A 26,202-nucleotide genomic window follows, 5' to 3' on the forward strand; every position below is an offset into this window, starting at 1 on the left:
GGGTTTCCGGCACGATTTCTAGCCAAATTGAAACAAGATTCGTGCCACCACTGCGCGCCGCGTAACACTTTGAAAACGCTATCGCTTCGATCCGCGGCCGGAACCGCATCGCGCTCCATTGCACGCTCTTGCGGCAAGTGTCCGGTCAAAAACTAGGCAGCATCTGGCGACTGCCCTCGCAAGGAGCAGCCGCCAGCTTCGCAGGAATTCTGAAAGCTAAGCGGCCTTGAGCAGTGGTGGTTGCGCCGGCCTGATCAACGCGAAGGCGAACTGGATGATGCCGCCGGCAAGGCCCAGCGCGACGCCGATGCGCCAGGCCATGGTGTAGGAGCCGAGCGAGTCGTAGATCAGCCCTCCTCCGTAAGCGCCGAGGAAGCTGCCGACCTGGTGGCTCATGAAGGCGAGGCCCTGGATCATCGCCTGCCAGCGCAAGCCGAACATCTCGGCCACCGCGCCCGCGACCAGCGGACCGACGCCCATCCAGAGGAAGCCCATGATCGCGCCGAACAGCAGCGTCGAGCCGGGCGTTGCCGGCAGCATGAAGTACCAGGCGAGCGCCAGCGAGCGCAGGATGTAGATCGCGCCGAGCAGCGCCAGCTTGTTCCAGCGCTGGCCGGCCCAGCCGAAGAACAGCGAGCCCAGCACATTGAAGCCGCCAATCATGCCGAGCGTCTGCGCGCTCAGCATCGGATCGAGCCCGCAGATCGCGAGATACGACGGCAGATGCGTGGTGAGGAAGACGAGCTGCATGCCGCAGACCATGTAGGCGCAGGTCATCACCACGAAGGCTGCGTTGCCGAACGCGGTCTTCGCCGCCGTCGCCGCGGTGGCGTTGCCGATGTCGTCGCCAGCGGGCTTCGGCAACGGAATCTTGTCGACGCGGCCGGCGTACAACGCCGCCGGGATCATGAAGATCGAGAGAATGACAAAACCGGCAAGTCCGACGCGCCAACCGAAACCCTCATTGAGCATCTGGCCGATCGGCGCCGACAGCAGCGCGCCGAGCGAGCCCGCGGCGGAGACCATGCCGAGCACTGTCGAGCGTACCGTCTCCGGCACCGCGCGCGCCGAGACCGACATTGCGATCGCATTCGCGGTGCAGGCGAGCGAAAGGCCGATCAGGACACCGGCGCCGATCATGATGGCAACGAGCCCATGCGCCGTCGTCATCAGCACGAGGCCCGCGATGTAGGCCAGCGCGCCGACCACCATGATCGGGCGAAAGCCGTAACGCACCGTCATCGCGCCGGCGACCGGCTGCAGAAAACCCCAGGCGAGGTTCTGCACCGCGAGCGCCAGCGTGAAGTGGGATATCGAGATGCCGATGTCGTGCGTCAGCGGCTGCATGAAGATGCCGAGGCTCTGCCGCAGTCCCATGCTCAGCGTGAGCATGATGGAGGCGCCGATCAGGATGGGAAGGGTGGGACGCAGGACCTGCAACAGGGGCATTGTTCTTATTCTCCCATAACGGCACGGCACGCGTGCCATGGCCTGCGATTCATGCATGTTTTGGTTACACAGACCTGTATACTTAGGCTATACAGGGGGCCGACTGTCAAGCGAAGAGGATCATGGCTGGCGCATGGCTTCCCCGCCTCCCAAACAGACCATGAAGGAGCGGATCCTCGAGACCGCCGACAGACTGTTCTACCTGCAAGGCATTCGCGCCATCGGCGTCGACACCATCGCGGCCGAGATCGGCATCAGCAAGCGCACGCTCTACAACCACTTCCCGTCGAAGGACGCGCTGATCGAAGCCTATCTGCAACGCCGCTTCGTGCAGCCGCGTCCCTCCGACAAGCCGCCGGCCGAGCAGATTCTCGCAACCTTCGATTCGCTGGAGCGGCGCTTCTCGGCGAAGGATTTTCGCGGCTGCCCGTTCGTGAACGCGGTGGCCGAGCTCGGGCCGGAGGACGAGGATCGCACCTTCAGGAACATCGCAATCGCCTTCAAGGAAAGCCGCCGGCTCTGGTTTCGCGATCTGCTGCGACAGCTCGGCGTCGCCGATGCCGAGGGACTTGCGACCCAGCTCACGCTGCTGGTCGATGGCTCGATCGCGCAGGATCTGGTGCGCGACGATCCGGCGATGGCGCGCGCGGCCAAGGAAGCCGCGCGCGTGTTGCTGGCAAATGCAGGCGTCAAGGTCGGCAGCCCCGCCCCCGCCGGCAAGAAACGCGCCGGATAAATCCGGTTGCGTGCGGAAGTCAGGTTTGGTTGTTAACACCGACCGCAGGCCACGGCATTCCCGGCTGGATATTCCGTCCGGCGAGATTGGCAGCGACCGCGCGAAGACCTGCTACTTAGAAGACTTGCGGCACAACAGGGGAACGACCATGGAAGATCTGAAGGTGACGGCCACCGGCTATGATTTCGCGCCGGCGCGCGCGGCCATGCAGCGCTATATCGACAACGATCTCCTGTCCGGCATCTCCTGGACGGTTCTGGTCGGGCGCGACATCGCTGACACGGGATGCGTCGGATGGGCCGACAAGGAAGCGCAGATTCCGCTGCGCACCGATCACATCTTCCGCGTCTTCTCCAACACCAAGCTGATCACCTCCTGCGCGGCGCTGCTGCTGGTCGAGGAAGGCCGCTTTCGGCTCGACGATCCGATCGAGACCTTCATCCCGCAACTCAGAAACCGGAAGGTGCTGCGGCCGGGCGCGACGTCGATCGACGACACCGAGCCGGCGCAGCGGTCGATCACCATTCGCCATCTGCTGAGCCACTCGGCCGGCCTCAGCTACGGCCTGTTCGATCCGGGCACACCGATTTTCAAGGCCTACAACGAGCGCAAGATCCTCAATCCGATGACGACGCTCGCTGACATGGTCGACGGTCTGTCCGATCTGCCGCTGGTGTTCCATCCCGGCTCGTCATGGGAATATTCCGTTGCCATCGACGTGGTCGCACGGCTGGTCGAGGTGGTGAGCGGCCAGCCGTTCGACAAGTTCATCAAGGCGCGGATCCTCGATCCGCTCGGCATGGTCGACACCGGCTTCCATGTTCCGGAGAAGGATCACAACCGGCTCGTCGCCTATTACGCCGGCGCCGATCTGATGGACCCGATGAAGCCCGGGCTGACGCGCACCGACAACGCGCCCTATCCTGGCGCCTATCTGCGCCCGGTGCCGCGCTTCAATGGCGGCGGCGGCCTCGTCTCGACGCTGCATGACATGGTCGCGCTGATCCACAGCCTGCTGCCCGGCGGGCCGACGCTGCTGAAGCCGGAGACGATCGCGCAGGCGATGACCAACCAGCTCACGCCGGGCCAATGGATCCGCTTCGCGATGATGGGCGAGCAACCCGGCAAGACCTATGGTCTTACCGGCGGGTTGATCCTCAACCCCTCCCCGATCGATCATCCCGACGCCGCCGGCGAACTCTATTGGGGCGGTGTCGCAGGCACGCAGTGGTGGATTTCGCCCAAAACGGGCATCGCCGGAGTCATGATGACGCAGCGCCAGATGGCGTTCGTCCATCCGTTCTCGTTCGAGTTCAAGCGGATGGCCTACGACGCGGTGAAGCACGGCCGCTAAGGGCACTTCGTAGCCCGGATGAAGCGCAGCGAAATCCGGGAAGCTGGTGCAAGCGGCGCGATACCCCGGATTGCGCTTCGCTGCATCCGGGCTACGAGATCGCGCTACGCTGCCGCAGACACCACGCGGTTGCGGCCGTCGTGCTTGGCGCGATAGAGCGCGGTGTCGGCGCGCTTGAGCACATCGGTGACCTGCTCGCCCTTGCGCTCCAGCGTGGTGAGACCGATCGAGATCGTGACGGTGATCCGCTTGCCGCCCTTGTCGACGGTGAAGGGCTCGCCCGCGATCGAGCGGCGCAGCCGCTCGGCGACCATGCCGGCGACATGCAGGTCGGTCTCGGGCATCACGATGACGAACTCCTCGCCGCCATAGCGGCAGGCGAGATCAATGCCGCGGATCGACTTGCGGATGCGGACGGCGAATTCGCGCAGCACGTCGTCGCCGGCATCGTGGCCGTAGGTGTCGTTGATCGCCTTGAAGTAGTCGATGTCGAGGATCATCAGCGCCAGCGGCTTGCCGCGGATCGAGGCCTGCTCCGCCAGCGTCGCGAGGTGGCTTTCCATGTAGCGTCGGTTATTGAGACCGGTCAGCGCATCCGTGATCGCCATCTCGATCGAGTTCTGCACATTGTCGCGCAGATGATCGGTGTAGCGGCGGCGGCGGATCTGCGTGCGCGCACGCGCCAAGAGCTCGTTCTTGTCGACCGGACGCAGCAGGTAGTCGTTGACGCCGATCTCGAGCCCGCGCATGAGCCGCGTGTTGTTGTCGGCATCCGAGATGGCGAGGATCGGGACCTGGCGCGTGCGCTCCAGCGAGCGGGCCTGACTGCACAGCCGCAGACCGTCGTAATTGTCGAGGCTGAGTGACACGATCAGCAAGTCGTAATTGCCCTCGGCGGCGTGGAACAAAGCTTCCGACGGATTGATCTCGACGTCGACGTTGTGTTCGGCGGAGAGGATCGGCGCCAGTTTCTCGTAGGACGACGGCCGGTCGTCGACGAGGAGAATGCGGCCGCCGGTGCCCTTGTCGGCGATCGCGCTGCGCTCGGGCGCCTGCATGCCGATCTCGAGCGAGGTGATGGCGCGCATGCGCAGCTCATCGGTCATCATCTTCAGCCGCGTCAGCGAGCGCACGCGCGCGATCAGCACGACGTCGGACACCGGCTTGGTCAGGAAGTCATCGGCGCCGGCTTCAAGGCCGCGCACGCGATCGGCCGGGCTGTCGAGCGCGGTGACGATGACGACCGGAATGAAATGGGTCGCCGGATTCGACTTCAGCCGGCGGCAGACCTCGAAGCCGTCCATGTCGGGCATCATGACGTCGAGCAGGATGATGTCGCATTCGGCGCGTGCGCAAATTTCCAGTGCCTCGGTCCCGTTGGAGGCAGTCAGCACATCGAAATATTCCGCTGACAGACGGGCTTCCAACAACTTGACGTTCGCCGGAACGTCATCGACCACGAGGATACGCGCGGACATTGCACCACAACTCCCCTATCCGATAAAGCGTCGGACAGTCTCAATAAATTTGCCGACCGAGATCGGCTTGGACAAATAGGCTTCGCAGCCGCCCTCGCGGATGCGTTCTTCGTCGCCCTTCATGGCGAAGGCGGTGACCGCGACCACCGGAATCGCGCGCAGATCGGGATCGTCCTTGATCCAGCGCGTGACCTCCAGGCCGGAAACCTGGGGTAGCTGGATGTCCATCAGGATGAGGTCGGGGCGCAGCTTGCGGACAAGGTCGAGCGCTTCGAAGCCATTGCTGGTGCCCGAAGTCTGATAGCCGTGCGCTTCCAACAGATCGCGAAAGAGCTTCATGTTGAGCTCGTTGTCCTCCACGATCAGGACGGTTTTGGCCATCCCGTCCCTCCCAAACCCAGGAGACGGGCCCGGCTGCGGTACCTCACGCACCGCGCTCGGGGCGCGTCGAAAATGTGAATTCAAACTAGCGCCAGAATCGCTCTAACCCGTTAACCCGAAGTCCAACTTCCGCAGCGTGGTTTCCGTTGCTTGAACACATGCGGAAGACTCGGGCATGATGGGCCTCTCAATAGAGACCATAAGTTAACGGAAAGGCAAACCGGCGCGTTGAAAAAGCCTGTTCACAACCCCCGGGAAGTTGCTGAAATCGTTGCGATTCAGGCGCTCGGCTTCATTGCCGGCGATCCCGAGCGGCTGGGCCTGTTCCTGGCTGAAACCGGAATCGGTCCAGAGACGCTGCGGAACGCCGCGTCCGATCCTCAATTTCTTGCGAGCGTGCTCGATTTCGTGATGCGCGACGACGCAACCGTCAAGGCGTTTGCAAAGGCCTCGGAACTGCACCCGACCAATATCGCCGCCGCCCATCAAGCGCTGGGCGACCCGAAATGGGAGCGCGACGTGCCGTGACGACGGCAGCGGCAGCTTCCGACGGCCCCCTCAGTTTCTGCCGAGACTGCCTCGGCGACCTCGATATCAAGATGAAGCGATGCAGCCATTGCGGCTCGCCGCGGCTGGTGCGTCATCGCTCCCTACCCGCGCTGGCGCTGGCGCATATCGACTGCGATGCGTTCTATGCCACCGTCGAGAAGCGCGACAATCCCGAGATCGCCGACCGTCCGGTCATCATCGGCGGCGGCAAGCGCGGCGTGGTGTCGGCCGCCTGCTACATCGCCCGCACCTATGGCGTCCGCTCGGCGATGCCGATGTTCAAGGCGCTGGAACTCTGCCCGGACGCGACCGTGATTCCGCCGGACATGGCGAAGTATGTCCGGGTCGGACGCGAGGTGCGGCAGGCGATGCAGGCGCTGACGCCGCTGGTCGAGCCGCTGTCGATCGACGAAGCCTTCCTCGATCTCGCCGGCACGCAGCGCGTCCATGGCATGATCCCGGCCAAGGTGCTCGCCAAATTCGCCCGCGATGTCGAACGCGACATCGGCATCACGGTGTCGGTCGGCCTGTCCTGCAACAAGTTCCTCGCCAAGATCGCCTCCGACCTCGACAAGCCGAGGGGCTTTGCCGCGCTCGACCAGGACGAGGCGCGCGAGATGCTGGCCAGCAAACCGGTCGGGTTCATCTACGGCGTCGGCCCTGCGACCCAGGAGAAGCTGGTGCAGCGCGGCTTTCGCATCATCGCCGACCTGCAGCGCGCCGACGAGAACGAATTGATGAAGCAGTTCGCGAGCGAAGGCCGCCGGCTGTGGCGGCTCGCGCGCGGCATCGACGACCGCAGCGTGGTGGCCGATCGCGGCGCCAAGACGATCTCGAGCGAGACCACCTTCGAGACCGACATCCGCGACTTCGCAACGCTGGAAAGACTGCTCTGGAAACTGTCCGAGAAAGTCTCGGCGCGGCTGAAGACCAGCGAGCTCTCGGGCTGCACCATCACGCTGAAGCTGAAGACCGCGGACTTCCGCCAGCGTACCCGTTCGCAATCGATCCAGACCCCGACCCAGCTTGCCGCCAAGATCTTTGCGGTGTCGCGCGAGATGCTCGCGAAGGAAATTGACGGCACCGCCTTCCGCCTGATGGGCACCGGCGTCAGCGCGCTGCGCCCGGGCGCGCAGGCCAACGATTCCGACATGCTCGACCGCCGCTCGGCGCACGCCGAACGCGCGATGGACAATCTGCGCAAGAAATTCGGCAATGCCGCCGTGATCAGGGGCATTGCCTATGAGGGGCCGCAGAAGAGCGCGGAGGAGTAATCGGTCGTCATGGCCGGGCTTGACCCGGCCATCCATCAACGAGGACTCTTTGAAAAGCGATGGATGCGCGGGTCGAGCCCGCGCATGGCGACTGCGCAGCCCTTCAATCCGTGACCGCAACCGCCTCGATCTCGATCAGCCATTCCGGCGCCGCGAGCGCGGTGACGCCGACCAGCGTAGAGGCCGGCGGCTCCATGCCCTCAAAGAACGCCGAGCGTGCCTTACCGATGATGGGACGGAGTTCCGGCTTGTAGCCGACGACGAAGGTCGTGATCTTCACGATATTGGAATAGCCGGCTCCGGCGGCCTTCAGCGCCATGCCGAGGTTCTGCATCACCTGCGTCGTCTGCGCGGCAAGATCGCCGGCGCCGACCACGCGGCCCTCCTCGTCGACCGACACCTGTCCCGAAATGTAGATCGTGCGCGCGCCGGAGGCGACGACGACGTGGGAGTAAGCCGGATTGTGATGCAGGCCGCTGGGGCGAAGGTGGTTGAGCTCGCTCATGAGGTGCCTCCCTGACACGCGTGTTTGTGGGAAGCCTACTCGTGTCGGACGGTTCCGGCCAGTGCGGTGTCGTGGAGTGCTCGGGCTTGCTCCGCCGTCGTCCCGACGAAAGCAGGGACCCATAACCACCGAAGGTGATTGTTGTGCGACGCTGGGGCCACAGCCCCCTTCAACAACTCACCCCTGTGGTGATGGGTCCCGGGTCGCGCTTCGCTTGCCCGGGACGACGCTGAGTGGGTGGCGATAGCCAGCCCTCACTTGCAGGGCTTGGAATCCCTGACGTCGAATTTGTCCAGCGCGCCCGAGATCACGAAATCGTTGTAGTCCAGTACCAGCGCGCGGGAGACGCCGTTCTCGTACAGCTCGAACGACATCGCGTAGACCGGCGTCTGCTCGCCGTCCTTCGCGCGCGCGTCGCTGTCGTAATAGCTCACCGTCACCGGCCAGCGCGTCATGGTCTTCATCGCATTGCTCGCCGTCGACGGATCGGGCGATGACGGCGCGCGGTCGCCTGCGATCGGCCGGCCGATCACGGTCAGCGTGTTGTAGATCTTCTCGCCGTTGTCGGAGCCGTCATAGACGGTCTGCTCGAGCACCGACTTGCCGTCGCGGGCGGCAGCGATGATGTGCTGGATCTGCTCGGTCGGGAACACGATCTTGCCGTCGATATTGAACGTCTTCTTCACCGGCTGGGTCAGCTTCACGGTGATATGATCGCCGACCCGCTCGGCGATGCCGTCGACCGGCGACGATTCGCTGTCGTTCATCCGCGTGTCGATCTTGAAGCGGTAGCTTTTGCCCGACGCGTCCTCCCAGGACGTGGAGCGAAGATCGGACAGCGTCACCTTGCCCTCGCCGCTGTCGAGCTCCGACACCTGGCGGAATTCGGAGGTATAGCCTTCGCAGGAGTTGCCGGAGAAATTGTAGAGGATGCGCCCGCGCGCATCGCTGACCGAGTTGGAGCCGCGCGACTTCACCAGGCTGAGGTCGTAGAGCGCCTGATGCGCGAGAAACGGCCCGCTTGCCGCAGCGACTGCGGACGCCTGAACCAGGCCGGATCCTGCGGCAACGGCGATCGCAAACACCAGGGCACGCGACGGAGTCCGGAACGGCAGGGTCATATGGTTTCCTCAAGGAGGCAGGGATTCGCCACAATAGTGACGGTGGTATTGCGCCGCAACTGGGGCAAGTCTGACAAAATGGCAATGTACGCAGCGAAAATGCCGTCATTTTCAGCAGCTTTCCGTGCGATTCGGCACCTCATGGCCGCGTTGTCCTCACCTTACCGTCGCTTGCAACCGGCGGCACGATGCGCGAAACAATCGAAACAAACTTGGCCCTGACCGCGTTTCAGGCTTCGTGCAATCCAATTGGGGGACCAAAAGATGGCGGGTACCGTCGAACAAAAACTGGCGTCACAGGGCATCACACTTCCGGAGCCGACCTCCCCGGTCGCAAACTATGTCCCCTTCGTCCGCAGCGGAAACCTGCTGTTCGTGTCGGGCCAGGTCTGCTTCAACGCCGAGGGCAAGCTGATCGCCAAGGGCAAGCTCGGCGCCGGCGTCACGCTCGAACAGGGCGCCGCTGCCGCGCGCGGCTGCGCAATCAACCTGCTGGCCCAGATCAAGGCCGCGCTCGGCGACCTCGATAAGGTCGTGCGCGTGGTGCGGCTCGGCGGCTTCATCAATTCGGCGCCCGACTTCTTCGACGGGCCGAAGGTACTGAACGGCGCTTCCGACCTGATGGTCGAAGCATTCGGCGACAAGGGCCGCCATGCCCGCACCACCGTCGGCGTCGCCTCGCTGCCCGCGGACGCCGCGGTCGAAGTCGAAGGCGTGTTCGAAGTCGCCTGATCGATGCGCGCTCCTGATTGGCTGACGAAACGGCCGGTCGCCCATCGCGGCCTGCATGATGCCGCGCGCGGTATCATCGAGAACATGCCGGCCGCGGCCACCGCCGCGGTCGCCGGCAACTTCGCCATCGAGTGCGATATCCAGCTCACCGCCGACGGCGAGGCCATGGTGCACCACGACGATGCGCTCGGCCGCCTCACCGAGGGGGCGGGCCTGCTGGCAACCAGGACCGCGGCCGAGCTGAAGGCCGTCAAGTTCAAGGACACCGCCGAGCATATGATGACGCTCGGCGATCTCTGCGCGCTGGTCGCCGGCCGCGTGCCGCTGGTGGTCGAGGTGAAGAGCCATTTCGACGGCGACCGCAAGCTGGTGCGGCGGATGGCCGAGGTGCTGGCGTCGTATTCCGGCCCGGTGGTCGGCATGTCCTTCGATCCCGACCAGGTGCTGGCGCTGCGCGAGATCATGCCGAACCTGCCGCGCGGCATCACCGCCCAGCGCACCTATGACGACGGCCATTGGGACAAGCTGACGCCGGCGCAGCGCGACAGCATGCTGTACCTGCGGCACGGCTTTACGACCGAGCCGCATTTCGTCGCCTATTGGGTCAACCAGCTGCCGGCGCCGGAGCCGTGGATCGCCCGCAACGTGTTCGGCTGTCCGCTGCTGGCCTGGACCGTGCGGACGGTGGAACAGCGCGAGCGCGCGGCGCGCTACGCCGACCAGATGATCTTCGAGGGGTTCGTGCCGGGAACCTGACATGTCCGAGGCATGCCCTTGCAGTCTTGAACTCGTCGCTGCGACGCACGATGTTGGCGAGGGTTGGTCGTCATCGGCGATGGCGGAATGCGGGGCATGATCCGGAAGTGGAGCCAGCTGTTCCGGAAAGATCATGCTCAAACGAGGCACCGGTCTTCATTCTCGATGGCGTCTTCTGAAATCACCCTAGAGGCTGTAGCTGACATCGGCGGCATTCCGGCCGCCGAATGGGACGCCTGCGCCAATCCCAAGGCGGATGCGGACAGCATCCATCACCTCGACACGCTGGCCTCGCCCGGTTCCGCAAATGATTGCCAGACCGCCGCAAGTTCGAGCTATAACCCATTCGTTTCCCACGCCTTTTTTGCCGCCGCAGAAGCCTCCAATTCGGCCTGCCCGCGGACCGGCTGGGGCCCGCGGCATCTGATCGCAAAGCTCGATGGCCGGATCGTCGGCGTCGTGCCCTGCTATCTGAAATCGCACTCGCAGGGCGAATACGTGTTCGATCGCGGCTGGGCCGAGGCCTATCACCGCGCCGGCGGCAACTATTACCCGAAGCTGCAGGTGTCCGTCCCCTTCACGCCCGCGACCGGGCCGCGGCTGCTGATCCGCGACGGCGTCGACCGCGAAGTGATCGGCTCGGCGCTGGCGCGGGGCCTGCGGGCGCTCTGCAACGCCACCGAGGCCTCCTCCGTGCATGTGACGTTCGCCCGCGAGGACGAGGCCAGGTTCCTCGGCGCACACGGTTTCCTGCAGCGGACCGACCAGCAGTTCCACTGGCACAATGACGGCTACAAGACCTTCGACGACTTTCTCGGCTCGCTGAACTCGCGCCACCGCAAGGGCATCAAGCGCGAGCGCCGCGAGGCGGTTGCCGCCGGGATCACCATCCACTGGCTCACCGGCTCGGACATCACCGAGGACGCCTGGGATGCGTTCTTCGAGTTCTACATGGAGACCGGCTCGCGCAAATGGGGCCGGCCGTATCTGACCCGAGAATTCTTCTCGCTGATCGGCGAGACCATGAGCCGCGACGTGCTGCTGGTGATGGCCAAGCGCGACGGCCGCTGGATCGCCGGTGCGATCAACTTCATCGGCTCGGACACGCTGTTCGGCCGCAACTGGGGCGCGATCGAGCACCACCCGTTCCTGCATTTCGAGGTCTGCTACTACCAGGCGATCGATTTCGCGGTTCAACGCGGGCTCAAGGTGGTGGAGGCCGGCGCGCAGGGCGAGCACAAGCTGGCGCGCGGCTACCTGCCGCAGACCACCTATTCGGCGCATTTCATCGCCGACCCCGGACTGCGCCGGGCGATCGCCGATTACCTCAAGCGCGAGCGCGACTATGTCGCCGAGGTCGGCCGCGAGCTCACCGAGGCCGGCCCGTTCCGCAAGACGGTCGACGACGACGCTTGACGTCTCCGCCGCCACCTAGGCAATAAACCAGCATCATCAAGGAACCGCCGCCATGCCCGCCGCCTACGACAACAACAACATCTTCGCGAAGATCCTGCGCGGCGAGCTGCCCTGCTACAAGGTCTATGAAGACGAGCACGTGTTCGCGTTCCTCGACATCATGCCGCGCTCGCCGGGGCATACGCTCGTCATTCCGAAGGCCCCTGCCCGCAACATCCTCGACATCAAGCCCGACGACTACGCCCATGTCGCGCGCGCCTCGCACAAGATCGCCGCCGCCGCGATGAAGGCGTTCGAAGCCGACGGCATCACGGTGCAGCAATTCAACGAGCCCGCCGGTGGCCAGGTCGTATTCCATCTGCACATGCACGTCATGCCACGCAAGGACGGCGTCGCACTGCTGCCGCCTGCGAGCCACAAGGAAGATGCCAAGGTGCTGGAGGCCAGCGCGGCGAAGCTGATCGCGGCGTTGAAGTAATCCCACCACTGTCATTCCGGGGCGCGCGGAGCCCGGAATCTCGAGATTCCGGGGTCGATGCTTCGCATCGCCCCGGAATGACCGGTTGAGAGATTCTACTCGGTCTCGAAATCCCCCGCCTGCGGCGGGGCCAACGGCGTGAACTCGCAGCGGTCGGGCTTGACGTCGATCAGCGGCGTCTCGTCGAGGCAGTCGAGGCCGCGCACCAAAATGACGTTGCCTTCGACGCCGACCAGCTTGACGATCGCGGTGCCGATTGGATTGGGGCGCACCGGCGAGCGCAGCGAGAAGGTGCCGCGGGTGTTGCCGTTGTTCTTCGGGCTTTGCAGCACGATGTCGCGGCGCGACTGGTGCAGCCAGTACAGCACCTCGAGATTTGAATAGAAATCGACGCCCTTGATCGCGGCGACCCAGGGCTCGAAAATCTCGAGCCGGCACACCGGTCCGTCATGCCGCCCCTGCCGCGGCGTCGCCAGCCGCGAGGTCCAGGGCGTGCGGATGCGGCCGATGAAGACGAGCCCGGCATCGCGCGTCGTCGGCATGTCGACGGCGACCTCGCCCTGGCGCAGTTCCATTTCACGTACCATGTGTCAATCCAGCGATATGTTCAGCGCCTTGACCACGCCCGCCCATCGCGCGCGATCGGTATTCACGAACTTGTCGATCTCGGCCTGGCTCTTCGCATGCAGCGGCGGGAAACCGATCTTGAGCAGCGAAGCGCGGAACGCTTCGTCGTTCAAGGCCCGGTCGAGGCTAGCCTTGATCTTGTCGGCGACGTCGTCAGGCACTTTCGACGGCGCTGCGATACCATACCAGACGCTGACCGCATAATCGGGATAGCCGCTCTCGGCGATCGTCGGCAGATCGGGCAAATCGGGGATGCGCTCGGTCGAGCTGACGCCGAGCGGCCGCAGCATGCCCGATTTGACCGGCGGCAGCGCGGTGCCGAGCGTGTCGAACATCAGCTGGATGTTGCCGGACAGCAGATCGGTCAGCGCGGGTCCTGCGCCCTTGTACGGCACGTGGGTCATCTCGACGCCGGCCATCTGCTTGAACATCTCGCCGGCGAGATGAACCGTGCCGCCGGTGCCCGCCGATCCGAAATTGAGTTTTCCGGGATTCTTCTTCGCGTAAGCGACGAACTCCGCGATCGTCCTCGCCGGCACCGACGGGTGCACCTCCATGATCATCGGCGCGTCCGTGATGACGGACAGCAGGCGAAAATCCCTGGCCGGATCGTAGGGCAGCTTCTTGTAGAGCATCGGATTGAGCACGAAGATCGAGGCGGCCGTCACGAACAGCGTGTAGCCGTCGGGATCGGAGCGCGCCACCGCCTCGGCGCCGATCGCGCCCTGCGCACCGGCCTTGTTCTCGACCACGACCACCTGTTTGAGATCGCGCCCGAGATATTCGCCGACGATGCGGCCGAGCACGTCGGTCGGCCCGCCCGCGGCATAGGGCACCACGAGCTTGATCGGTCGCGTCGGATAATCCGCGGCACGCGCCGGCAGCGTCGCCGCCAGCAACCCCGTCAGAGCAACAATGAATAGCGATGATGCGCGCCGCTGCATGCCGTTTCCCCGTTGTCTTGTTCTTGGGGAGCGAGACTAGCGGATAATGCGGACGCCGCAATCAGCCGAGCCAGTATTTGCCCGCGATCATGACGACTTCGCCCGCGATCACGCCAGCGAAGATCGACTTCCTCGCCAGCATGAACACGACAAAGCCCGCGGCGACGGCGCCGTAACGCAGCCAGTCCGGCACGCTGGCGAGCGCGCCCGGCGGCTGCACCACGATCTGCGCGATGATACCGGCGAGGATCGCGGTGGCGACCGCCCTCACCCAGACCAAGAGCTCGGAGTTCTCGTCGATGCCGCCGCCGAACCACAGGCCGAGCATGCGCCAGATCTGGTTCGGGATGACGCCCGCAACGAACAGGATCGCGAGCGCGTGCCAGTCGCCGATGAAGGTACTCATGCGCGCGCCCCGACGATGCCCGCCCTCGCCCGGTGCACGGCATAAGCAATGGTGCCCGCGACGACCCCGCTGACCAGGATGTCGGCGCCGCTGTTTAGCATCGCCGCCAGCGGGAACAGCAATAAGCCAAGCACCAGCGCGATGACATCGGCGAGCTCGCGGCAGTTGCGCGCCGTGGAGAACAGGAAGGCGAGCGGCGTCAGCATCAGCATGCCGGCGGCGAACAGCGGCGTGAGGTTGGCCGCGAGCATGTAGCCGATCGTGTTGGCGATCAGGCAGACGGTGACCAGCCCGCAGCCGAGCCCGTGGATGAAGGCGATCCGCCGGTTGCGCGGCACCTGCGGCAGGAAGCGGAAGCATTCGACCCACAGCGTCACGGCGGTGAGATGCGCCACCAGGATCAGATGCCGCCGCTTGGTCTGTTCGGTGCGCATCATCGGCAACACCGAGACCACCATCGGGAACAGGCGGATCGCGCTGACGGTGACCGCGATCGCCGATTGCAGCACGGTGGCGCCGGAGCCGAGTGTCGTGATCACGATGATCTGCGCAGGGCCAGCCCAGACGAACGCCGTGCTCGCCAGCGTCCAGCCCAGCGAGAAGCCGGAATCATGCGCCAGCGCGCCGATGCCGAGATAGGTCGCAAACAGCACCAGGGTCAGCACGGTCGCGCCGATCGACCGCGCGCCCCATAGGAAGGCGCGGAACGAGGTGTGCCATTGCGGAGAATCGAGCGGAGGAAGCGCCACGGGGAACCGGATGGTTTTGCAATCGTGGCGGCTTAGGGCGCTGACAACGCAGGGTCAAGCAAGAGACGGCACAGGTCCGGTATGCGCCTCGGTAGCCCGGATGAAGCGCCAGCGAAATCCGGGGCCGCTCTTGCAACCGGCGAGAGCTGTCCCGGATTGCGCTTCGCTTCATCCGGGCTACCGATCCACGCAATCACGCCCTGTTCTTCAGCACGAAGCACGCCCCGCCCGCCTTGCGGATGCGGTTGCACAGGCCGTCGGCCTCGGGGCGCGTGTCGGCGCCGATGCGCACCTGGTAGAAGGTCGCGCTGCCGCGGGTGCGAAGCCGTGAGCTCAGCAAACTCGGATCCTGATCGCCGATCACGTTGGCAAGGCGCTTGATGGCGCGGGCATACATCGCGAGCGCCTTGTCGCGGCTGAAGCCGGCGGCAAGCTGCACGCCCCAGACCTTGGCGGCCGACAGCGTGATGTGCTGCTCCAGCCCAGCGACGAACGGATTCGGCGCGCGCTTGAGCAGCGCCATCAGCTCGCGGCAGCTCGTGGTCGGCGCGCGCTGCGGCATCTTGCCGTTGCGCCCGGCAGCGGCCCAGTCGTCGACGCTGGAGCCGGTGATCGCGGAGACGTAATTGCGCGTCTCCTGCGGCATGTAGCCGGAGCCGGCGAGCCAATCCTGGATCCGGCGCGGGCCGGCATTGTAGGCCGCGGCCGCGAGGCCGAGATTGCCGAACTGGTTGCGCAGCTCGCTGAGGAATTCGGCCGACTTCGGCAGCGCCTGCACCGGATTGAATGGATCGAGCAGCCCGCGCTCGTTCGCGGTGCCCGGCATGAATTGCGCGATGCCCTGCGCGCGCTGGCCGTTGCGGGTCATCGGACCAACCGCATCGGCCTGGAAGCGGCTCTCCTGCCAGATCACGCGCGCGAAGAATTCGAGCGGCAAATCGTTGGCCCGCGCCGCCGACTCGATCATCAGGCACATCGCCTCGCGGGTGTCGCTCTCGCGCGCATCATCCGCGGGCTTGTCGGTCGCCGCCACTGGCTTCTCGGCCGGTGCCGCGGGCGTATCCGCCGGGGGCGCGGCAGGTTTCTCGGCCGATGGTGCGGCCTGCTCTCCCGGCGGTGGCGCAGGCGGCTCCGCCGGCGCGGCCGCGGGCTGCTCAGCGGGCTTGTCCGGGGGCGGCGCTGCCGGCTGCTCGGCGCCTGGCGGCGGGGCCGGAGCCGCGGCCGGAGCGTCCTCCGCGCCGACCCCGGCCGGCGGCACCAGCAGCACAAGCATGACCAATGCGGCGCAACGACCGGTTCGCATGGCAATTCTGTTCCCGTGCGGGCGCGGCTTGACACCGCAAGCTCGTGGTCTAGCTATGGACTGAAATGATGGCGCGCAAAAGGGAGCGCAAAATGGCCGCAGCATCCGACGATCAACTCGGCTTTGCCCCCGATGACGACGCCCCGATCGGCTATATGAAGCGAACCCGCGATTATTACGCGGCGATCGGCTACACCACCCCCTACCGCTGGGCGCATTACACCTCCGCCCCGTTCCAGCCCTTGAAGAAGCCGCTGAACCAGTCCCGGGTCGCCATCATCACGACCGCGGCGCCGTTCGATCCGGCACGGGGCGACCAGGGTCCCGGCGCGAAATACAACGGCGGGGCCAAGTTCTATGCGGTCTATGACGGCGACACGTCAAAGCAGCACGATCTGCGGATTTCGCACATCGCCTATGACCGCACCCACACCACGGCGACCGACAACGGCACCTGGTTCCCGCTGGCACAGCTCAAGCGCCTCGCCGCGGCCGGCACGATCGGCGACGTCGCGCCGCGCTTCTTCGGCGCCCCGACCAACCGCAGCCACCGCGTCACCATCGAGACCGACGCGCCCGAAATCCTCAAGCGTTGCCGTGACGACAAGGTCGACGCCGCGGTGCTGGTGCCGAACTGCCCGGTCTGCCACCAGACCGTCAGCTTGGTGGCGCGGCATCTCGAGGCCAACGGGATTTCCACGGTCGTGATGGGCTGCGCCAAGGATATCGTCGAGCATGCCGCGGTGCCGCGTTTCCTGTTCTCCGATTTCCCGCTCGGCAATTCCGCCGGCAAGCCGCAGGACGTCGCCTCGCAGGCGTTCACGCTGGAGCTGGCGTTGCGCGTGCTTGAGCAGGCGCCCGGTCCGCAGACCACCGTGCAGTCACCGCTGCGCTGGAGCGAGGATGCTTCCTGGAAGCGCGACTACAGCAACGCCGATGCGCTCAGCGCCGAGGAGCTGGCCCGCCTGCGCCGCGAGTTCGACGCGCAGAAGGAAGTCGCCAAGGGCCTGCGCGAGCGCGTGGCGTAAGGCTCGGCGCTAGACACGAGCACTTAGCCAACTCAAGGCGTCGTCGCTCGGCTCGACTGGGCGATCCGGTATTCCAGAGACACCAGTCAGTCACGGAGAAGCCGCAGCGTGCTGGCATGGCGCGGACAAGCCCGGCCGTGACGGAGCAACGTTGAGGCGAGCTCTCAGGCGGATGGCGCCGCCGCGACCTGTACGGCGGTGAGCATGCCGGTCCGTTCATGGCAGCCGAGATATTCGAAGAACTGCTCGTCGGCGCCTGCCACCGTGACCTCGTGATACAGCCTGAGCTTGGCGTTCGGCCCCAAGGTCGAGAGATACTTCATCGCCGCGCCAAAAATCCTGACATGGGTCGGGTGCGATTCCGCCCAGCGCTCGAGTGCCGCAAGGCTCTTCCACCAGCTCTGGCCGTAAGACTTTTCGGTCGGCCTGCCCTCCGCATCGACAACGCGCATATAGCGGTTGGCATAGCAGCCGATCGGCACACCGTCGTCGCGCAGGAAATCCATGCCCTCGCGCAGCACCGGCTCGACATCGTCGAGATACATCTTGCGTTCCGCTGCCTCGGTATCGCTCCAATCCTGTCCGGAACGGATCAGGCAGAGATTGTCATGCGCGACCACACGGATGCGTGCGCCGTCGCGGATCACGCGCGGCTCGCCGCCCGGCGTCATCGCGTCGGTCTGCGACAGCGGGATACGGTCGCGCATGCCGCCCCAATAGGCATGCTCCTGCACCTCTCCGCTCATGCCGTCGGCGAGCACCGCGACGCCCTCCGGACGGCCCAGCGACGAGAACAGCGTCTCGTAGCGCGCAACATGCGGCCGCAGCACCTCGATGAAGCGGCCGACGCCGTCGCTGGCGCCGCTGCCGGTCCAGGCCTCGCGCGCGCCGTCGAACCAGGCGTCGAAACGCCCGGCATCGTCCCAATAGGCGACCGAGACGACGTTGGTGTAGCCGGCTTGGTCGACATATTGTGCGCGGTCCCAATGCGTCGGGCCGTTCTCGCCGGCAAAGCGTTTTGCGATCGATGCCAGCGCCTCGTTCGCCGCCGCGCTCCGCTCACCGCGATATTGCACGCCGAAATAGGCCATGATTACGCGCGTGATCGCGGGCTTGTGGCGCGCAACGAAGGACGGATAAGGCGGCGCGTAATCGTCGGGCACACGCCGATGACGCGACCGGGCTGTCTGCAGATGAGAAGGAATGGCGGATTCCATGGCAGTCGCCTCCGGTTGGATGTCGCCCAAGGCATGATCCGGAAAAGTGCGAAGCGGTTTTCCGAAAAGATCATGCCCGTAGTCTGTTCAGCTCGCGGCCGCGTCGATCTCCTCAAGGCTGTCGAGCGGCAGCGCGAAATGCTCGACGCGCTTCGAGGGCTTCTTGTTCAGCAGCAGGCGCGTGACATCGGGGCGCGAATAGTGCCCGGCCGGATCGGCGGCGTTCTTGGCGATCCCGATCGCGCCGAGATCGATATCGGCGAGCAGCAGGCCCTCCTGCTCGGGCGGCAGCTTCTCGGCGATCGAGCTGCCGTCCGGCCCGTAGATCGCGGCATGTCCGCCGCCGACATGCAGCAGCGCGTGCTTGTCGTCGCGGTCGCACATCTCGTCGACCATCGCCTGCGAGACCGTGGCGCAGGGCGCCAGCACGAAGCACGAGCCCTCGACCGCATAGACCCGCGAGGCCGCGTTGTTGACCTCCCAGCCGAGCGCCGGCGCGAACGGATCATACAGCGAGAAGCTCGGCCAGGCAGCGACATGGACCTGCTCGTTCTGGGCGTACATCGCGTATTTCGACAGCGGCTGCAGATGCTCCCAGCAGCACAGCGCGCCGAGCCGGCCGATGCCGGGACGGTCATGCACCGCAAGGTCGCTGCCGTCGCCCTCGCCATAGACGGTGCGCTCGGCGTGGGTCGGCCGCAGCTTGCGCCGCTTGGCGATGGTCTCGCCGTCGGGCCCGATCAACCATTGCGCGAGATAGAGACTGCCGCCGTCGCGCTCGGACAGGCCGAGCACTGCGGTCATGCCGGCCTTCTTCACCGCGAGCCGCAGCTTCTCGGCCTGCGGGCTGTCGTAGCTCAGCGAGTTGTCGAAATAGCGCTGCACGAAACCGCGCCCGATCGCCCAGGCCGGCGAGTCCAGCCAGATGTACCAAGGATAGCCGGGGATGAAGGCCTCGGGAAACGCGATCAGCTTCGCCCCTTTGGCGGCGGCCTCCTCGATCAGCGCGATGGACTTGGCGATGGAGGCGTCGAGGTCGAGCCACGCAGGTGCGGCCTGCACCACCGCAACGCGGTATTTCGGATGTTCGATGCCCATGATGTCCTCTTCGCGGCCGACGCTTCCGGCCGGTTCGTGCTTGATCGGCCATGGCGGCCTCTGACATCATGCTGCCCCGGGACCGGGCACGCCGTTCGACCAGGACGGAAGGAAAATTCGACTGCGGAGGAGATTCCCCGGCCGTCCCCGGTATGAAGCTTGCTTTGTTTGCGTGGCCAGCGTTTGCACTCGTGAAGGGAGGAAATCATGCCGGCCCTGTTCACCACGGAAGACGCGCCCACCCATCGGCGCCTTGCGCTCTGGCAGGACATCGTCTGCGACGTGTTCGTGCAGCTCGACTGCAAGTCCGATCTCGGCACCGACTTCCACGGCGCCATCACCAGCGCGCAGCTGGGCGCGGTGAAATGCTCGGTGGTCTCGTCGGGCCAGCAACGGGTGCTGCGTACGCCGTCGCGGATCGCACGCGCCAGCGAGGATTTTGTTCTGTTCGCCCTCGGCCGGAGTGGCGCGGGCGGCGTAGTGCAGGACGGCCGCGAGACCGTGATCCAGCCCGGCGAGTTCGCATTCTACGACACCACCCGGCCCTATGAGCTGCGCTTCAACGCCGACTTCACGCAGACCATCTTCCAGGTGCCGCGCGCCATGCTGCACCGGCGCTTTGCCGGCACCCAGGGCTTAACTGCGACCACGTTCACATCGGATCGTCCCGTGCAGCGGCTCGCCTGGCAGTTCATCGCGGGGCTCTCCGAGATCGCCGACAAGCTCGATCCTGACAACGCGATCCGCCTTGCCGACCAGGCCGCCGACCTGCTGGCGATGGCGATGAGCGAGCGACTCGGCGGCGCCGCGCTGCCCGCCTCGACCCACCGCTCCGCGCTGCTCTACCGGCTGAAGGCGCATGTGCTTGCGCATCTGCCGAACCCCGAGCTCAACCTCACCGAGACCGCCGCAGCGCTCGGCATCTCGCCGCGCTACGTCAACAGCCTGCTGGCCGACGAGGACACCTCGTTCCAGCGCTTCGTGCTGGCGCAGCGGCTGGAGCGCTGCAAGCGCGACCTCGCCTCGCCGGCGCACGCGCATCGCCACATCGGCGAGATCGCATTCGCCTGGGGCTTTAACGATCTTTCGCATTTCGGCCGCGTGTTCCGCGACCATTACGGCCTGTCGCCGCGCGATTGGCGGCAAAGCCGGCTGCCGAACTAAAGCTTTTGAGGGAAGCCATAGGTCTCTTGCGGCGCAAAATAGCCGGGAATCCACGCCCTCACGGATGCAAATATTTACACTAACTGCAATGGGTTCCCCGGCGCCCTTCTTTTCGCTGGGGCGGACCGGTACAGTCGTGCCGTTCATTTGGAGGATTTCCCATGCAGGACCGGCGCCAGAACGTACGCGAGAAGGTGTTCTATGGTGCGGTTGCGGAGATCAATGGACGCGGCTCGACGATGGATTGCGTCGTCCGCAATATCAGCGAAGGCGGTGCCTGCGTTGAATTTAGCGATGCCGCGCACTTGCCCGAAGAGATGAATCTCAGCGTCGCACGCAAGGGCCGCTCGTTCCTGGCCCGCCTGATCTGGCGCCAGGCTAACAAGGTCGGCCTCGCCTTCCGGATCATGACCTCCGGTACGCCGGTCAGCGATCTCGACGAGCGGGTCCGCCGCAGCGAGATCAAGAAGCGACAGCTTCAGCGGCGCATCAATGAATTGCTCGGCCAGGGCTGAGCCATCTCGGCTCGGAGCCCTCGTTCCAGTCGCGGCCGGCATCCGGCATTCGGGGTTGCAAAGGCCGGGCTAATCCAGCATGCGGTAACCCCCGCAACGCCGGAACCGAGAGCCACTCCACGACATGTCGTCCGCGATCATTGAGCATCCCGACGGGCTGCCGCAGCCGCAGCGCAATTGGGCCATTCTCACGATCGCGCTCGGCCTCGTGATGGCCGTCGTCGACGGCTCGATCGCCAACGTTGCGCTGCCGACCATTGCCCGGGATCTGAACGCCAGCCCGGCGTTTTCGATCTGGATCGTCAACGGCTATCAATTGGCGATCACGATCTCGCTGCTACCGCTGGCCTCGCTCGGCGAAATCATCGGCTATCGCCGCGTCTATCTGGCGGGGCTGTTGCTGTTTACGCTGGCCTCGCTGTTCTGCGCGCTGTCGCACACGCTGCCGCTGCTGACGGTCGCCCGCATCCTGCAGGGGTTTGGCGCTGCCGGAATCCTCAGCGTCAACACCGCGCTGGTCCGCTTCATCTATCCGCATTCGCTGCTCGGCCGCGGCATCGGCGTCAACGCGCTGGTGGTCGCGATCTCTGCCGCGGTCGGTCCGACCATCGCCTCGTTCATCCTGGCGGTGGGGACCTGGCCGTATCTGTTCGCCATCAATGTCCCGCTCGGCATTGTCACGCTGGCGCTGGGTTGGCGCTTCCTGCCGCACACCAAGCCGGCGGTTCACGCCTTCGACTGGCAGAGCGCCGCGCTGAGCGCCATCGCGTTCGGATTCGGCATCAGCGCGATCGATAGCGCCGGCCATGGCGGGTCGCTGTATCTCTGCGCATTGGAGTTCGCGGTCGCCGCGGTCGCCTCGCATTTGCTGTACCGGCGGCAGCAGCATCTGCCCTCGCCGCTGCTGCCCGTCGACCTGCTGCGGATTCCGATCTTCGCGCTCTCGATCGGCACCTCGATCGCCTCGTTCTGCGGCCAGATGCTGGCCTTTGTCGCGATGCCGTTCTATCTGGAAAATCATTTCGGATATTCGGCGGTTCAGATCGGCCTGTTGATCACGCCTTGGCCGATCGCGGTCGCGTTCGCCGCCCCGCTCGCGGGCTGGCTGGTGGAACGCTATCCGGCCGGCCTGCTCGGCGGCATCGGCCTGCTGCTGTTCGCGACGGGATTGGGCACGCTGGCCCTGATGCCGGCCAACGCGACGCCGGTCGACGTGATCTGGCGCATGGCGCTCGCCGGTGCCGGCTTCGGCCTGTTCCAGACCCCAAACAACCGCACCATGATCGCCGCCGCCCCGCGCGAGCGCTCGGGCGGCGCCAGCGGCATGTTAGGGACCGCGCGCCTGCTCGGACAGACCATCGGCGCCGCTCTGGTGGCGCTGCTGCTGGCGCGCTATCCGGCTGACGGCACCCGGATCTCGCTGATGGTCGGCGTCGGCTTTGCCGTCGTGGGAGCTGCGCTCAGCACGCTCCGGCTGTCCTCCGCCGGCAGCCGAGGCGCCGACCGGGTGCGGGTCCAGGAGGGTCAGCGGCTGAAGGGCGAGTGAAGGCGCGGAGACGCGCCACCCACCGCCAGAAACAAAAAGGCCGGCTGTTCAGCCGGCCTTTTCGTTTGGTTGTTCGCTCGCGCCTCAGACCTTGACCATCGGCCCCTTTGAGGCCGGCCCCTTGGTGCCGCCTCCGCCGCCGTTGGGACCGCCCTTCGGCGGCTTGCGCTTGCGCGGCGGCAGGTTCTCGGGCTTCGGCGTGACCGGGCCCTCGACATATTCGAAGCCGATCTTGTCCTTGGCAGTCGCCTCGTCCTTGACCAGGATGACGCGGACGTGTCCGCCGCCCTTGAGCTGACCGAACAGCACCTCATCCGCGAGCGGCTTCTTGATGTGTTCCTGGATGATGCGCGCCATCGGACGTGCGCCCATCTGCTCGTCATAGCCGTGCTCGATCAGCCAGGCCTTTGCAGGCTCGGACAGCTCGATCGTGACGTCGCGGTCGGCGAGTTGCGCCTCAAGCTGCAGCACGAACTTCTCGACCACCATGCCGATCACCTCGGCATTGAGGTGCGCGAAGGAGACGATCGCATCCAGCCGGTTGCGGAACTCCGGCGCGAACTGGCGATTGATCGCCTCGTGATCGTCGCCTTCCCGCTTCGAGCGGGTGAAGCCGAAGGCCTGCCGCGCAAGATCGGCCGCGCCGGCATTCGTGGTCATGATCAGGATCACGTTGCGGAAGTTGACCTGCTTGCCGTTGTGGTCGGTGAGCCGGCCATGATCCATGATCTGCAGCAGCACGTTGTAGAGATCCGGGTGCGCCTTCTCGATTTCGTCGAGCAGCACGACGCAATGCGGATGCTGGTCCACGCCATCGGTGAGCAGGCCGCCCTGGTCGAAGCCGACATAGCCGGGAGGTGCGCCGATCAGGCGCGACACGGTGTGCCGCTCCATATATTCGGACATATCGAAGCGCAGCAGCTCGACACCGAGCGACGCCGCCAGTTGCTTCGCCACCTCGGTCTTGCCGACGCCGGTCGGACCCGAGAACAAATAGCTGCCGATCGGCTTCTCCGGCTCGCGCAGGCCGGCTCGCGCCAGCTTGATCGACGCCGCCAGCGACTCGATCGCCTTGTCCTGGCCGAACACCGTGCGCTTCAAGGTCTGCTCGAGATGCTTCAGCACCTCGGCATCGTCCTTCGACACGCTCTTCGGCGGGATCCGCGCCATGGTCGCGATCGTGGTCTCGATCTCCTTGATGCCGATCGTCTTCTTGCGCTTGCTCTCGGCGACCAGCATCTGCGCCGCGCCGGACTCGTCGATCACGTCGATCGCCTTGTCGGGCAGCTTGCGGTCGTGGATGTAGCGCGACGACAGCTGCACCGCCGCCTCGATCGCCTCATTGGTGTATTTCAGCCGATGGTAATCCTCGAAATAGGGCTTCAGGCCCTTGAGGATCGCGATTGCGTCTTCCACCGTCGGCTCGTTGACGTCGATCTTCTGGAAGCGCCGCACCAGCGCGCGGTCCTTCTCGAAGTGCTGACGGTATTCCTTGTAGGTGGTCGAGCCCATGCAGCGGATCGTGCCCGAAGCCAGCGCAGGCTTCAGCAGATTGGACGCATCCATCGCGCCGCCGGAGGTGGCGCCGGCGCCGATCACGGTGTGGATCTCGTCGATGAACAGGATGGCGTTCGGATGCGCCTCCAGCTCCTTCAGGACCTGCTTGAGCCGCTCCTCGAAATCACCGCGATAGCGGGTGCCCGCAAGCAGCGTGCCCATGTCGAGCGAGAACACGGTCGCGGCCGCCAGCACTTCCGGCACATCGCTGTCGACGATGCGCTTGGCGAGGCCTTCGGCAATTGCGGTCTTGCCGACGCCGGCTTCGCCGACGAACAGCGGGTTGTTCTTCTGGCGGCGGCACAGCACCTGGATCGCACGGTTGATCTCGGCATTGCGGCCGATCACCGGATCGATCTTGCCGTCGCGCGCCTTCTTGTTGAGGTTGACGCAATAGGTCTCGAGCGCCTCGCCCTTCTTCTTGGCGTCCTCGTTGCCCTTGGTCTCGGTTTCCTCGTCGACGCCGCGCACCGGCCGCGCCTCGGACACGCCGGGCCGCTTGGCGATTCCGTGGCTGATGTAGTTGACGGCGTCGTAGCGCGTCATGTCCTGCTCCTGCAGGAAGTACGCGGCGTGGCTCTCGCGCTCGGCGAAGATCGCGATCAGGACGTTGGCGCCGGTCACTTCCTCGCGACCGGACGACTGGACGTGAATCACCGCGCGCTGGATCACGCGCTGGAACCCGGCGGTCGGCTTCGCGTCATCGGCGCCGTCAGTCACCAGGTTTTCGAATTCGGTCTCGAGATAATTAACGAGGCTGGTCCTCAGCTTGTCGAGATCGACGCTGCAGGCCCGCATCACAGCCGCCGCATCCGAGTCATCGATCAGCGACAGCAGCAGATGTTCGAGCGTCGCGTATTGATGGTGACGCTCGTTTGCGATCGCCAATGCACGGTGCAGCGACTGTTCAAGGCTTTGGGAAAAAGTTGGCATTCGCGTCCTCTATGGCCCCCTGCCATCATGATCGCCATTACCGGGTCAGGCAATAACAACCTTCGTGATCGCCTTTGATATAGTTACGACGGATCGTGGCGAAAGACCGGTCCCGCGATGATGGTTTTCTTCTAAATTCGGGGCATCGGGGCGTCGCGCGGCGACGCCCGTGATCGTACGGGAACGCCGTTCATCACCATCAAAAACCGCGATGCAAGACCCGTTCCGCGCCCGCGGCGGGGCAGTCGTTCCAGCGACCTATTTCTTTTCCATCACGCACTGCAGTGGATGCTGGTGCTTGCGCGCGAAGTCCATGACTTGCGTCACCTTGGTCTCGGCGATCTCGTAGGTAAAAACGCCGCACTCGCCGATCCCGTGGTGATGAACGTGCAGCATGATCTTGGTCGCCGCCTCGGCATCCTTGTTGAAGAATCGTTCCAGCACATGAACGACGAACTCCATCGGCGTGTAGTCGTCGTTCAGGATCAGGACGCGGTACAGGTTCGGACGCTTGGTCTTCGGCTTGACCTTGGTGATGACCGAGGTCGACGGGCCGCTGCCCGCCCCATTGCGGTTGTCGTCATTGTTCATTTTCGGCGCCGGCGCGGCGGCCACCGCCGGCATCGACGAAACCGGCTCGGAAATCGGGACTGTCAACGTGGATCGCAACATGGCTCAGGCGTTCGAATTCCCCAAGGGAAGCCGGATGGCGGGAAACCGGATGGCAATTGGATGGTGGTCGCGATTGCCGCAAGACTGATCGCGGAACCCCCAGCAATGCTTTCCAGATTGCCGCTCCCGGTCCGATCCGGCGGCCGGATCGACTTCCCGAATATGGGCCTCGCGAGGCCCTGCCGCAAGCGCAGACCCGGCGCGGCCCACCGGT

General features: G+C 65.2%; 27 protein-coding genes. 13 read left to right on the forward strand and 14 right to left on the reverse strand.

Going from position 1 to position 26,202, the window contains the following annotated elements; translation table 11 throughout:
* Positions 1 to 216: 216 nt before the first annotated feature.
* A complete protein-coding gene (locus J6525_RS26920; RefSeq protein ID WP_225646924.1) occupies positions 217 to 1,449 on the reverse strand; it encodes an MFS transporter in 1,233 nt (410 codons plus the stop codon).
* Between the two features lie 133 nt (positions 1,450 to 1,582).
* Here J6525_RS26920 and J6525_RS26925 point away from each other — a divergent pair, with 133 nt between their 5' ends.
* A complete protein-coding gene (locus J6525_RS26925) occupies positions 1,583 to 2,185 on the forward strand; it encodes a TetR/AcrR family transcriptional regulator (RefSeq protein WP_225646925.1) in 603 nt (200 codons plus the stop codon).
* A 148-nt stretch (positions 2,186 to 2,333) separates the two neighbouring features.
* Positions 2,334 to 3,539, forward strand: coding sequence for a serine hydrolase domain-containing protein (locus tag J6525_RS26930; protein WP_225646926.1), 1,206 nt, complete (start codon positions 2,334 to 2,336; stop codon positions 3,537 to 3,539).
* 104 nt (positions 3,540 to 3,643) lie between these two features.
* On the opposite strand, the gene J6525_RS26935 is transcribed toward J6525_RS26930, so the two are convergent.
* Positions 3,644 to 5,017, reverse strand: coding sequence for a PleD family two-component system response regulator (locus J6525_RS26935; RefSeq protein ID WP_168857442.1), 1,374 nt, complete (start codon positions 5,015 to 5,017; stop codon positions 3,644 to 3,646).
* A gap of 15 nt (positions 5,018 to 5,032) precedes the next feature.
* On the reverse strand, positions 5,033 to 5,398 hold the full coding sequence (locus J6525_RS26940) for a response regulator (protein ID WP_028336390.1): 366 nt from the start codon (positions 5,396 to 5,398) through the stop codon (positions 5,033 to 5,035).
* A gap of 228 nt (positions 5,399 to 5,626) precedes the next feature.
* Between J6525_RS26940 and J6525_RS26945 the strand changes: the two genes are divergently transcribed.
* The gene (locus tag J6525_RS26945) at positions 5,627 to 5,926 is read left to right on the forward strand and encodes a DUF3572 domain-containing protein (RefSeq protein ID WP_225646969.1); all 300 of its coding nucleotides are present in this window, start codon (positions 5,627 to 5,629) and stop codon (positions 5,924 to 5,926) included.
* Positions 5,905 to 7,221, forward strand: coding sequence for a DNA polymerase IV (locus J6525_RS26950; protein ID WP_225646927.1), 1,317 nt, complete (start codon positions 5,905 to 5,907; stop codon positions 7,219 to 7,221). The genes J6525_RS26945 and J6525_RS26950 overlap by 22 nt, the downstream gene beginning before the upstream one ends.
* Before the next feature lie 103 nt (positions 7,222 to 7,324).
* Here the strand turns inward: J6525_RS26950 and J6525_RS26955 are convergent, their stop codons facing one another.
* Together J6525_RS26955 and J6525_RS26960 are read right to left on the reverse strand one after the other, a co-directional pair.
* A complete protein-coding gene (locus tag J6525_RS26955) occupies positions 7,325 to 7,726 on the reverse strand; it encodes a RidA family protein (RefSeq protein WP_018271995.1) in 402 nt (133 codons plus the stop codon).
* Positions 7,727 to 7,980: 254 nt separating this feature from the next.
* Complete coding sequence (locus tag J6525_RS26960; RefSeq protein WP_225646928.1) at positions 7,981 to 8,847, reverse strand: cell envelope integrity EipB family protein; 867 nt, start codon at positions 8,845 to 8,847, stop codon at positions 7,981 to 7,983.
* Between the two features lie 264 nt (positions 8,848 to 9,111).
* Between J6525_RS26960 and J6525_RS26965 the strand changes: the two genes are divergently transcribed.
* The 4 genes from J6525_RS26965 (at position 9,112) to J6525_RS26980 (ending at position 12,229) form a co-directional block, all read left to right on the forward strand.
* Complete coding sequence (locus J6525_RS26965; protein ID WP_016845428.1) at positions 9,112 to 9,579, forward strand: RidA family protein; 468 nt, start codon at positions 9,112 to 9,114, stop codon at positions 9,577 to 9,579.
* Positions 9,580 to 9,582: 3 nt separating this feature from the next.
* Positions 9,583 to 10,335, forward strand: a complete 753-nt coding sequence (locus J6525_RS26970; protein ID WP_225646929.1) for a glycerophosphodiester phosphodiesterase — start codon at positions 9,583 to 9,585, stop codon at positions 10,333 to 10,335.
* A 165-nt stretch (positions 10,336 to 10,500) separates the two neighbouring features.
* Positions 10,501 to 11,751, forward strand: coding sequence for a GNAT family N-acetyltransferase (locus J6525_RS26975; RefSeq protein WP_092078217.1), 1,251 nt, complete (start codon positions 10,501 to 10,503; stop codon positions 11,749 to 11,751).
* A gap of 52 nt (positions 11,752 to 11,803) precedes the next feature.
* A complete protein-coding gene (locus J6525_RS26980) occupies positions 11,804 to 12,229 on the forward strand; it encodes an HIT family protein (RefSeq protein WP_092078220.1) in 426 nt (141 codons plus the stop codon).
* A 95-nt stretch (positions 12,230 to 12,324) separates the two neighbouring features.
* Here the strand turns inward: J6525_RS26980 and tsaA are convergent, their stop codons facing one another.
* From tsaA to J6525_RS27005, 5 genes are all read right to left on the reverse strand, one after another.
* Positions 12,325 to 12,816: a tRNA (N6-threonylcarbamoyladenosine(37)-N6)-methyltransferase TrmO gene (tsaA, locus tag J6525_RS26985; RefSeq protein WP_092078223.1), complete on the reverse strand. Its 492-nt coding sequence runs from the start codon at positions 12,814 to 12,816 to the stop codon at positions 12,325 to 12,327.
* A gap of 3 nt (positions 12,817 to 12,819) precedes the next feature.
* Positions 12,820 to 13,800, reverse strand: a complete 981-nt coding sequence (locus J6525_RS26990; RefSeq protein ID WP_225646930.1) for a Bug family tripartite tricarboxylate transporter substrate binding protein — start codon at positions 13,798 to 13,800, stop codon at positions 12,820 to 12,822.
* A gap of 61 nt (positions 13,801 to 13,861) precedes the next feature.
* Positions 13,862 to 14,206: a branched-chain amino acid transport AzlD family protein gene (locus tag J6525_RS26995; protein ID WP_092078229.1), complete on the reverse strand. Its 345-nt coding sequence runs from the start codon at positions 14,204 to 14,206 to the stop codon at positions 13,862 to 13,864.
* Positions 14,203 to 14,955 (reverse strand): AzlC family ABC transporter permease, encoded by a 753-nt coding sequence (locus tag J6525_RS27000; RefSeq protein ID WP_092078232.1) that lies wholly within the window; start codon positions 14,953 to 14,955, stop codon positions 14,203 to 14,205. The genes J6525_RS26995 and J6525_RS27000 overlap by 4 nt, the downstream gene beginning before the upstream one ends.
* A 193-nt stretch (positions 14,956 to 15,148) precedes the next feature.
* Positions 15,149 to 16,258, reverse strand: coding sequence for a lytic transglycosylase domain-containing protein (locus tag J6525_RS27005; protein WP_225646931.1), 1,110 nt, complete (start codon positions 16,256 to 16,258; stop codon positions 15,149 to 15,151).
* 92 nt (positions 16,259 to 16,350) lie between these two features.
* Here J6525_RS27005 and J6525_RS27010 point away from each other — a divergent pair, with 92 nt between their 5' ends.
* Complete coding sequence (locus tag J6525_RS27010) at positions 16,351 to 17,286, forward strand: glycine/sarcosine/betaine reductase selenoprotein B family protein (RefSeq protein ID WP_038385790.1); 936 nt, start codon at positions 16,351 to 16,353, stop codon at positions 17,284 to 17,286.
* A 164-nt stretch (positions 17,287 to 17,450) separates the two neighbouring features.
* Here J6525_RS27010 and J6525_RS27015 read toward each other — a convergent pair whose 3' ends face one another.
* Both J6525_RS27015 and J6525_RS27020 read right to left on the reverse strand, forming a co-directional pair.
* Positions 17,451 to 18,503, reverse strand: a complete 1,053-nt coding sequence (locus J6525_RS27015) for a phenylacetaldoxime dehydratase family protein (RefSeq protein WP_225646932.1) — start codon at positions 18,501 to 18,503, stop codon at positions 17,451 to 17,453.
* Positions 18,504 to 18,590: 87 nt separating this feature from the next.
* A complete protein-coding gene (locus J6525_RS27020; RefSeq protein ID WP_076834510.1) occupies positions 18,591 to 19,601 on the reverse strand; it encodes a carbon-nitrogen hydrolase family protein in 1,011 nt (336 codons plus the stop codon).
* A 207-nt stretch (positions 19,602 to 19,808) separates the two neighbouring features.
* On the opposite strand from J6525_RS27020, the gene J6525_RS27025 reads away from it, so the two are divergent.
* The 3 genes from J6525_RS27025 to J6525_RS27035 all read left to right on the forward strand — a co-directional run bounded on the left by J6525_RS27025 (position 19,809) and on the right by J6525_RS27035 (position 22,826).
* Positions 19,809 to 20,765, forward strand: coding sequence for an AraC-like ligand-binding domain-containing protein (locus tag J6525_RS27025; protein WP_225646933.1), 957 nt, complete (start codon positions 19,809 to 19,811; stop codon positions 20,763 to 20,765).
* A 161-nt stretch (positions 20,766 to 20,926) separates the two neighbouring features.
* Positions 20,927 to 21,280 carry a PilZ domain-containing protein gene (locus tag J6525_RS27030; protein ID WP_225646934.1) on the forward strand — a complete coding sequence of 118 codons (354 nt, stop codon included), beginning with the start codon at positions 20,927 to 20,929 and terminating at the stop codon, positions 21,278 to 21,280.
* 124 nt (positions 21,281 to 21,404) lie between these two features.
* Entirely contained in the window at positions 21,405 to 22,826 is a 1,422-nt protein-coding gene (locus tag J6525_RS27035) for an MFS transporter (RefSeq protein WP_225646935.1), read from the forward strand.
* Positions 22,827 to 22,910: 84 nt separating this feature from the next.
* Here the strand turns inward: J6525_RS27035 and clpA are convergent, their stop codons facing one another.
* Together clpA and clpS are read right to left on the reverse strand one after the other, a co-directional pair.
* Positions 22,911 to 25,316 (reverse strand): ATP-dependent Clp protease ATP-binding subunit ClpA, encoded by a 2,406-nt coding sequence (gene clpA / locus J6525_RS27040; protein ID WP_028336408.1) that lies wholly within the window; start codon positions 25,314 to 25,316, stop codon positions 22,911 to 22,913.
* Positions 25,317 to 25,574: 258 nt separating this feature from the next.
* Positions 25,575 to 25,907 (reverse strand): ATP-dependent Clp protease adapter ClpS, encoded by a 333-nt coding sequence (gene clpS / locus J6525_RS27045; RefSeq protein ID WP_028336409.1) that lies wholly within the window; start codon positions 25,905 to 25,907, stop codon positions 25,575 to 25,577.
* On the opposite strand from clpS, the gene J6525_RS27050 reads away from it, so the two are divergent.
* A complete protein-coding gene (locus J6525_RS27050) occupies positions 25,900 to 26,076 on the forward strand; it encodes a hypothetical protein (RefSeq protein ID WP_176936713.1) in 177 nt (58 codons plus the stop codon). The two genes, clpS and J6525_RS27050, sit on opposite strands and share 8 nt — an antisense overlap.
* The last annotated feature ends 126 nt before the right edge of the window (positions 26,077 to 26,202 follow it).

The sequence above is a fragment of the Bradyrhizobium australafricanum genome, assembly GCF_020329495.1.
GTDB lineage: Bacteria > Pseudomonadota > Alphaproteobacteria > Rhizobiales > Xanthobacteraceae > Bradyrhizobium > Bradyrhizobium australafricanum.

Coding starts and splice junctions, on each gene's coding strand:
- J6525_RS26920 (WP_225646924.1), bottom strand. CDS start 1,449: ATGCCCCTGTTGCAGGTCCTGCGTCCCACCCTTCCCATCCTGATCGGC.
- J6525_RS27025 (WP_225646933.1), top strand. CDS start 19,809: ATGCCGGCCCTGTTCACCACGGAAGACGCGCCCACCCATCGGCGCCTT.
- J6525_RS26960 (WP_225646928.1), bottom strand. CDS start 8,847: ATGACCCTGCCGTTCCGGACTCCGTCGCGTGCCCTGGTGTTTGCGATC.
- clpS (WP_028336409.1), bottom strand. CDS start 25,907: ATGAACAATGACGACAACCGCAATGGGGCGGGCAGCGGCCCGTCGACC.
- J6525_RS27020 (WP_076834510.1), bottom strand. CDS start 19,601: ATGGGCATCGAACATCCGAAATACCGCGTTGCGGTGGTGCAGGCCGCA.
- J6525_RS26990 (WP_225646930.1), bottom strand. CDS start 13,800: ATGCAGCGGCGCGCATCATCGCTATTCATTGTTGCTCTGACGGGGTTG.
- J6525_RS26925 (WP_225646925.1), top strand. CDS start 1,583: ATGGCTTCCCCGCCTCCCAAACAGACCATGAAGGAGCGGATCCTCGAG.
- J6525_RS27015 (WP_225646932.1), bottom strand. CDS start 18,503: ATGGAATCCGCCATTCCTTCTCATCTGCAGACAGCCCGGTCGCGTCAT.
- J6525_RS26940 (WP_028336390.1), bottom strand. CDS start 5,398: ATGGCCAAAACCGTCCTGATCGTGGAGGACAACGAGCTCAACATGAAG.
- tsaA (WP_092078223.1), bottom strand. CDS start 12,816: ATGGTACGTGAAATGGAACTGCGCCAGGGCGAGGTCGCCGTCGACATG.
- J6525_RS26950 (WP_225646927.1), top strand. CDS start 5,905: ATGGGAGCGCGACGTGCCGTGACGACGGCAGCGGCAGCTTCCGACGGC.
- J6525_RS26965 (WP_016845428.1), top strand. CDS start 9,112: ATGGCGGGTACCGTCGAACAAAAACTGGCGTCACAGGGCATCACACTT.
- clpA (WP_028336408.1), bottom strand. CDS start 25,316: ATGCCAACTTTTTCCCAAAGCCTTGAACAGTCGCTGCACCGTGCATTG.
- J6525_RS27035 (WP_225646935.1), top strand. CDS start 21,405: ATGTCGTCCGCGATCATTGAGCATCCCGACGGGCTGCCGCAGCCGCAG.
- J6525_RS26975 (WP_092078217.1), top strand. CDS start 10,501: ATGGCGTCTTCTGAAATCACCCTAGAGGCTGTAGCTGACATCGGCGGC.
- J6525_RS27005 (WP_225646931.1), bottom strand. CDS start 16,258: ATGCGAACCGGTCGTTGCGCCGCATTGGTCATGCTTGTGCTGCTGGTG.
- J6525_RS26935 (WP_168857442.1), bottom strand. CDS start 5,017: ATGTCCGCGCGTATCCTCGTGGTCGATGACGTTCCGGCGAACGTCAAG.
- J6525_RS26930 (WP_225646926.1), top strand. CDS start 2,334: ATGGAAGATCTGAAGGTGACGGCCACCGGCTATGATTTCGCGCCGGCG.
- J6525_RS26970 (WP_225646929.1), top strand. CDS start 9,583: ATGCGCGCTCCTGATTGGCTGACGAAACGGCCGGTCGCCCATCGCGGC.
- J6525_RS27010 (WP_038385790.1), top strand. CDS start 16,351: ATGGCCGCAGCATCCGACGATCAACTCGGCTTTGCCCCCGATGACGAC.
- J6525_RS26980 (WP_092078220.1), top strand. CDS start 11,804: ATGCCCGCCGCCTACGACAACAACAACATCTTCGCGAAGATCCTGCGC.
- J6525_RS27030 (WP_225646934.1), top strand. CDS start 20,927: ATGCAGGACCGGCGCCAGAACGTACGCGAGAAGGTGTTCTATGGTGCG.
- J6525_RS26995 (WP_092078229.1), bottom strand. CDS start 14,206: ATGAGTACCTTCATCGGCGACTGGCACGCGCTCGCGATCCTGTTCGTT.
- J6525_RS26955 (WP_018271995.1), bottom strand. CDS start 7,726: ATGAGCGAGCTCAACCACCTTCGCCCCAGCGGCCTGCATCACAATCCG.